Source organism: Massilia mucilaginosa (genome assembly GCF_011682145.1).
Lineage (GTDB): Bacteria > Pseudomonadota > Gammaproteobacteria > Burkholderiales > Burkholderiaceae_D > Telluria_A > Telluria_A mucilaginosa.
The window spans coordinates 1-7772 of the sequence record NZ_WHJH01000101.1 but is presented as its reverse complement, the minus strand read 5'-3'; the positions used below and the strand labels follow the sequence as shown (position 1 = coordinate 7772).

Sequence of the window (7772 nt, the reverse complement as noted above, 5' to 3'; positions counted from 1 at the left end):
TCACCAAGCTTGTTCAGCTTGGCTTCGCGCTCTTGGTCGGCAAACAGACTCGTCTTGATCATGAAATTAGGTCAGCAACGTGGAGCCGCTATGATGCCACGGCTGCGGCGGTTTTTCGAGGTGCCCTTCAGTTCCATCCGGAAGGAAGCTTCTGCCTTTGACCCCGGGCGGTAACGTTACCTCATAGGCCCCAGGACCTTTTTTTGCCGTCTCTGCAATAAAGTTTGCTGCTACCCTGTTATCAAGCCATTGTCCAATTTGCTTTCCTTTGTGTCTGGCCCGATCCATAAGCTGAATAGGCTTCAGTTTACTAGTGTGCCTTACGAATGCGTGTCCGTACGTTGGTTCGCTCGCGGGATTTCCCCACTTTAAGTTTTTACACCAGCCCCACGGATCAATCCAATTAGCTGGGTTGGGCGCATATTGATAAAGATTTGTTCCCCCGACAATTCCGATTGGATCTGGATTTATGTATCGTCCAACATCAGGATCATAGTATCGGAAAGTATTGTAGTGCAGTCCAGTTTCTTCGTCAAAGTACTGCCCCTGAAAACGCAGGTTTTGTGCTATTGCGGGTGTTGCTGGCAGGTGAGGTATCTTTTGATTTTCATGGGTCCAGCTTGCCCTCACTGTGTTACCCCACGTTCTATATTCTGACTGCCATACTACGTTACCAGTGGCGGAGGTGAGTTCTTCCGGGATTCCCGACGCATCGTTATGAAAATAATATACCTGCCAGTCCATTGTATCGCGACGGGGTAAGTTCTGATTATCCTGTGCACAGCCATTTGAACGTGCTACGTGGTTGTCGATACGCGCTAGCGGCGCATGGCTCGCGGGTTCGTAAATATAGGTGGCCATCTGGCTGCCTCTGCATTCCTGCAGCATTTGCATACCGTCCCAGAGGAAACAAGTGGTGCCGAACGTATCATGCTTTCTGATCCTCCGGCCAAGTGCGTCGTATTCGAAATAGACGAGCTGCTGTACGCCTCGTCGCATTGTGTCTACTTGACGTAACCTGTTCTCGCCGTCGTAACTGAAGGTCTGCACAGTATGCGCTCCAATCCGTTTTGTTGCGAGTCGCCCATGCACGTCGTATTCAAAGCGTTTGTCTTCAAACACAAGCAGTTGGTTGTATCGGATATGTCCACCGTGCTCACCGTTGTCGACCAGATTTGCCGCAGCATCCCAGTGGAACGTTTCGCTTTGGGCAGAGGCTATTGCACTCTGGACTCTCCCCAAGGGATCGTAGAGGTATTTTGTTTCGCCATTTCGCGAATGTCGCTTATGCGTTAGTTCGCCAGATGCATCGTAATGCCAAGTTTTGTGCAAAACTGGCTCCTGACTTTCCCGGTGTCTCGATTGTTCAAACGTCTTGCGATGATTGATGTCATAGCCAAAGCGTGTCGAGAGATCACCCTGACTACGCGTTATTTCTCGGTGTAGATCGTCGCGTTCAAGGTCGCTAATAATCTCGCCATCAATGTTAATCTGGTGCAGGTGGCCTGAGCCGTAGTACAGGCTGTTGATGGTTCGTCCGTCTGGTAGGGTCGTGGCGCTGCGATTGCCTAGTTCATCGTACTGGTGTGTCAGCGTACCCATATGTCCGGCTTCACTCAGCAATTCTCCACGCTTGCTGTAGTTGAATACCATGTTGTCGTGGACAGTACGCGGACCGCCGTGTTCGGAATACTGCTGCGCTTGCAGTAGTTCACCTATCTGGTTATAGCGATAGGCCGCGCTGCGACCGCGTGCGTGCTTTGCTATCAAGCGGCCCAGCGGGTCGCGTTGCATTGTCAATACAAGGGAATCAGAATGACCAGTTGCATTTGTGATAGCTACCACAAGTCCGCGCGCATCACGCTCTATCCGTTTGACTACGCCATCAAGGCGAATTTCGCCGATAGTATTGTCATTCCGATCATAAATAAACCGGTACGTTTCGCCATTTTCGTTGATCAGGTGCTCAAGACGATGTGCGCCATCATAGACAAAGTCCACAGTGCGACCCAAGGCATTCAGGTGGCGGATCAAGTGGCCGCGCGCATTGCGGAGGTATTTGGTTTGCCGTCCATTGCCGTCGATTGTTGCTTCCAGATACCCACGCAAGTCATAAACGAATTGTTCCACACTACCGTCGGCCTTTGCGATCTCAGTGACTTGTCCCTCGGTATTGACTGAGTACCGAGTAGCGTTTCCCATCGCGTCACGCAGCCCGATGACGGCGCCGCGTTCGTCGTAACTGAGATCAGTGCGCTTGCCTGAACAGTCGGTGTAAGCGGTCATCTGGGCGCGCAGATTCCATTCCATGTGCCTATATCCACCACGCGCATCGCGAATCGTATGGGGCAGGCCGCGACTGTTGTAAAACTGCTCGGTCTCGAATCCTTCCGGATCAGTAATCGTGAGCAAGTTGCCGTGCGCGTCGTATCGATAGGTCCAGCGGTTGCCGGCTGCATCGATCTCGGCGATTGGCAGGTCCATGCTCGTATGCCATTCCGTCTTCTCGATTTGATCGAGCGCATTGACCATGGTCGTCAAATTGCCATGCTCGTCGTACTCCCAGCGCGTCATCGCGCCCAGGGGATCAGTCAGCGACACGAGTTGGCGATTCTCATCCCACTCATAGCGCCATAGGTGGCCTTCCGGGTCGGTGTAGGCGGTCGGCTGCTTGTCATCGCTCCATGTCCAGTGGTACACACGGTTGATCTGGTCGGTTACAGTCGTCTGGCGCCGGGCAAGGTCGTAATGGAACAGATAGGCTTCGCCGTCGTCGGTCCAGTGCTTGATAACACGCGCATCCGTCCCTTCGCCTGTCCACTCGTACTGGCAGCGCAGGCCGCCGGAAATAGCGTGCTCGGTCATCAAGCCATGGCAATAGGCGAACTGGCGATGCGCCTGGCCGCTGCGGTTGATGACTTGTGCCAGTTCGCCATGCGCCGTGTAGCGGTAGCGCACCAAGGCTTCCGCTTGCTCGCCCTCGGCGCCTTTGGTCAGGCGTACTTCAGCCACACGCAAGGGATGAATGGGGTCATATTTGATATCGAGCCGTCGTCCGCAACCGTCGTTGATTTCATGTAGAAGGCCGGCGGTATTGTAGCGGAATGCCTGCCAGTTGCCCTTGCGGTCTTCCAGCCGCTGTAATTTCAGTATGCCGTTAAAGTCGATATCGGGTACCCCGAAGTCGCGGTAAATGCCCGCGACGTCCTGGACCAGATACTGTCCGAGCTGCGTGCAGATCAGGTAGTAGCCTTCGGCTGTGCTGTAGTGGCATTCGCCCGGCCCTACTGGGGGGAACGCCATGCTGCGACCCTGATCGTCGCAGTAGTACAGGGCGCTCACCGCTCCATGTTCGTCGCGCTCCACCGTCAGCTGTACTTCGTGGGCCAAGCTCCAGCCCACGCCAAGAAGGCCGCTCTCGCGCCGGTCATGGCTGCAATAAAAGCGCGCCCATTCAATTGGTAGCGGTCCAGGCAAGATAAAGTCCGGTGTTTCGCGCAGTATCTTTCCCCCCGTGATGACGTTGACCGGGTGACCCATCGTGGTTCTGATGATGTGTCCTACGCCGCTCCCCAGCATTGACACGCCAATATTCATCGCCAGGCACGGCAAGGCCGACTTGAGGGCAGACAGGTTCATCCTGCCTCTGCCGCATACGGCCAGTGCCGCGCCAAGCGCGACGCCGATGGCGGCGACGTACCATGGCCTCTCGTCCTCGATATCGCGTACCTTCTGCGTGCCGCCGCCAATGAATACATCTCTCGAGCCGTCGGCGATCGTACCGCCGCAGGTAGTCATGTCGTCCTTACGAGCTGCCGGATGGTCGTTAATGTAGACATTGCCCGAGCCTTGCGCGATCATCGGCGGCGGTCCTGAACTATGCTTGGCACACTCGATCTTGTCCTCGTCGTCAGGCGATGCCGCACGCGCCGCTGGTAAGGAATTGATGTCCACGTTGCCCGAACCAGTGCTGATCTTTCCTTCAATCGATTTGGGAATGAATACGTCAACGATGTCGCTGATCCCTTCATCTATTTTTTCATTAATTCCGGTCGCCTCCAGCACCAGGCTGATTGCGAAACCGATGGCCAGTAAGGCGACCCAGCCTATGGGACCAGCCATGACCAATCCCACTGCCAGTACGGCGCCGTAGGTAAGCGCTGCGCCGAGCGCACAGCCGACGACCAGCGCGCCACCCATCTTGGCGAGCATGCCCAACGTCGAGGTGTGGGAAATCGGGTCGGTCTTTCGGGCGGCGGCTGGGCACATGGGCAGAGTCTTTAAGATAGGTGGGGAATGAGCGATGCGTTTGCGCTCTGATGTTCGTGCTTAGTCCAGTGAGGTGCTGGCCGGGACAAAGCTGTCCAGCAACTGCTGCGCATACGTTTCCTGTTCCGCGTTGAGCGGCGACGCGCACGTCATGGTCAGCACCAGCAGCGAGCTGCCAGCCAGCCGAATCACGGTCTGGCGCTGGTGCATGGTGGCGCCGTTTTGCTTGAACGAGCTCGCTATTTGCAAGGCCGGCAATTGCGCGCTTCCGACGGTGAGCTCGACGCGCTCCTGCTGCTTGAATCCTTTGACTTGGGACGCGAGGGTGCGCAGCTGGCGCGTCAGGAAGCCGTCCATGTCCTCTCCTTCCTGCACCAAGTCGCGCGTGGCAACCAGGGTCAGGCCGCCAGGGCCGAGATTGAGCGCCAACATATTGACACTACGGTCATGTGCGCTGGCGGGAATGGTAAAGCTGCCTTCGTTGATGTGATAGTTCATGCTGGTCTCGTCGTGGTAGATATGGGCGCCGGCTGGTGGCGCCCGTGTAAAGGTGGGATGGAAGTTACTTGGCAGGCGGAGGCGGAGAAAACTGCGCATCGACATCGGCAATGATCCCGCCTCCGCCTTTCGGCTTGGGCTGGATTGCCGCAGCGCCACCGCCTGGATTGAGGTCGATCTTCTTGCCGTTGATCTGGATCGGACCATTGGAGGTGATATTGATGTTCTCGCCCGTGATGGCGACATTACCCTTCTTGTCCATGTAGAAGACCGCTTTGCCGCAGGTGATCGCGAAGCTGTCCCCCGCCTCGATCATGAAATTTTTTCCGACCAAGGTGCTCTTGTCCCCACCGATCTGCTGGAGGGTGTCAGTCTTGACGGTTTCGATCAGGGTCTTTTTTACCCGGTTGATTTCGTTCTCGCCCACGAATTTGGTGCGGTCAACCCCGACCGAAATGTACTGGTTGTTACCGATACTGACGCTCTGGTCGTTGCCTACGGTGTGGGTTTCGTCGTGGCGCACGGTATAGGTCTGGTCGTTCTTGATCAGACCGTCGAGGTTGCGTTCGGCCTGCATCCACAGCTGCTCGGCGCCCTTTTTATCTTCGAAGCGCATGCCGTTGGCATTGTCCGGGCCTCCCTTGGGCGTGCTGCGCGACAGCACACCGCTCTGGGTTTTGTTGTCGGGCAGCTTCCAGGGAGGCATCGTGTCTTCGTTCGGCACCATGCCTGTTACCAGCGGACGGTCCGGATTTCCGTTCAGGAACTGCACCACGACCTCGGTGCCCACCCGCGGAATCGAGGTCATGCCGTAGCCGGGTCCGCTCCAGGCGGTCGCGACGCGGATCCAGGCCGAGCTTTTGTCGTCGTAGCTGCCGATGCGGTCCCAGTGGAACTGCACGCGCACGCGGCCGTATTCATCGGTGTGGATTTCTTCTCCGGGCGGGCCGGTCACCACCGCCGTTTGAAGACCATAGATTTTGGTCGTTGTGCTGTTGAAGCCGCGCCCCGGCCGCCAAGGAATTTTCTTACGGATGCAGCCGATGCGGTTTTCGTAGTGCGACAGCCCTGTTTGACGGCTCACTTGGTAGTTGTTGGTGGCCGTGTGATGGACCTCGATGATGAGGAAGTTGTCCGCGCCATCGTAGTGATCGGTCAGATCGAAGCTGCGTCCCGGCTGGGCGTAGCGGTCGTTGCCGGCGCCTTCGAAGTGCTTGCCAGAGGCTTCGATTTCTTCGAGCCGAAGGCGGGTCTGGGCGTCGCCGTCGCCGGCATCCTTGAAGCCGTAGGCGCCGGTGTATTCGTACACTTCCTTCTTTAAAACGTCGCCTTGCTGATTGACAGTTGGTAGATCGACCTTGATCGGTTTCGGCTTCTTGAAGTCGAAGCTGGCCAGCGCCACGTGGGCCGTCACCAGATTGCGCACCGGCGTCCATTCGCGCAGCGCGTCGTCTTCTTCGGTCCCGGCTTCGGCCTGGAACGGAATGTCGCTGCGCCCGTCGATCGGCGGCGCGCCCGTGGAGTCATCCGACAGCACCAACGTATGGCCACCGGCCGTGTGTTCGTACCAGTAGAACCAGCCTTTCGCTTCCCAGCGCCGGTGCACGTAGTTGTAGTCGGTCTCGTCGAACTGGCAGGCGTCGGTCATCACCGGATCAGGGCCGCCAATGCGCATCTCGCTCTTGCGCACCGAATACTCGCCGAAGATGTCGTCGGTCTGGTCGCGCACCGTCATGTTGTGATACAGATAGTTATCGCGGCGCAGGCGCAGGTAAGCCAGCCAGGGCAGCAGCACCATTTCGTAGTACACATAGCCGCCGTCGGCGCGCACGCGGCGAAACTCGAACACGTGGCCATTGAAGTAGCGCAGGCTGCCATCTTCGCGCACCAGCTCTACCGTGGCCAGCTTGCCCTGTACGTCCTTGAGCGCAATCGAAGGATTGTCTGACAGCACCTCGACCGTGAAATTGAAGTCGCGCGAAAGGCCTTCAACGGCATCGAGGCGGTTAGCCAGTATCAGGCCCGACGGGCCACCGGACGGAAAACGCAGGCGGAGCAGGCGCGTGCTTTGGCGGTCGCCGCCCCCTGACGAAGAGGATGCGGAAGGTAGCGTACTCATGCTGAGTCCTTTGACTGACTGTAGGGATAAATAGTGGAGCGAGCGGCCAAGAACTCGGCGCTTTCGCGTGCCGTGCAGATGATGATATCGGTCCTGTTTCGGGCTCGCTTTTCGTCTGCAGCTAGCGAGGAAGGCCGACGCAATGACGGAAGTTATAAAAAAGTCAATGACACTATTGTATCATTGCGTGATGGAAATGCAACTAAAAGTATACATTTGCTTTTGCGGTCAAGACTATTTTTAGGCAGCGTCGGCTCGCTCAAATTGCTTGTTAGAACTCCATACCGCCTAGGCGAGGGTCGGCGCGGCTGGTCAGGAGTGAAGAAAATGAGAGAAGCTATCGTGCGAAGTTGCTATTCCGCGATTGTGTAAACCCAGGCCGATCTGGAGTTGCTGGCGTTCATGGCCAGCCATGTGGCGGTGGCGATCGCGCGCATGCAGGCCGACCGTGCGGTGCGGGTGGCCAAGGAGCGTCTGGAGCAGCAGAATTCGGTATTGAACGCGGCGCTCACCGCCTTGCAGGATGCGCAGACCGAACTGGTGCGCCAGGAAAAGCTGGCCTCGCTGGGACGGCTGGTGGCGGGCGTGGCGCACGAAATCAATACCCCGCTGGGGATTTGCGTGACCGCCACCAGCCATCTGGTGCAGGAGTTGAAACTGACGCGCGAGGAACTGGCGGCGGGCGCGATGACCGAAGACAGCCTGGCGCAGTTTTTCGACATTATCGACCAGTCTTTGCGCATCATGACCACCAATACCCAGCGCGCGGCGGCGCTGGTGCGCAGCTTCAAGCAGGTGGCGGTGGACCAGTCGTCGGACGATATCCGCAGCTTCAACATGAAGACCTACCTGGACGAAGTGCTGCTGTCGCTGCAGCCGCGCCTGA

General features: G+C 57.3%; 3 protein-coding genes and 1 pseudogene. 1 reads left to right on the top strand and 3 read right to left on the bottom strand.

All coding sequences use genetic code 11. The features are described 5' to 3' along the window. Positions 1–66: 66 nt before the first annotated feature. From F2P45_RS33490 to F2P45_RS33480, 3 genes are all read right to left on the bottom strand, one after another. Positions 67–4269, bottom strand: coding sequence for an RHS repeat-associated core domain-containing protein (locus F2P45_RS33490; protein ID WP_223164896.1), 4203 nt, complete (start codon positions 4267–4269; stop codon positions 67–69). Positions 4270–4329: 60 nt separating this feature from the next. Beyond that, entirely contained in the window at positions 4330–4767 is a 438-nt protein-coding gene (locus F2P45_RS33485; protein WP_166882534.1) for a DcrB-related protein, read from the bottom strand. Positions 4768–4831: 64 nt separating this feature from the next. Beyond that, the gene (locus F2P45_RS33480) at positions 4832–6886 is read right to left on the bottom strand and encodes a type VI secretion system Vgr family protein (RefSeq protein ID WP_166882533.1); all 2055 of its coding nucleotides are present in this window, start codon (positions 6884–6886) and stop codon (positions 4832–4834) included. A gap of 402 nt (positions 6887–7288) precedes the next feature. Between F2P45_RS33480 and F2P45_RS33475 the strand changes: the two are divergent. Next, positions 7289–7772: pseudogene (locus F2P45_RS33475) on the top strand (histidine kinase dimerization/phospho-acceptor domain-containing protein); the annotation flags it as partial.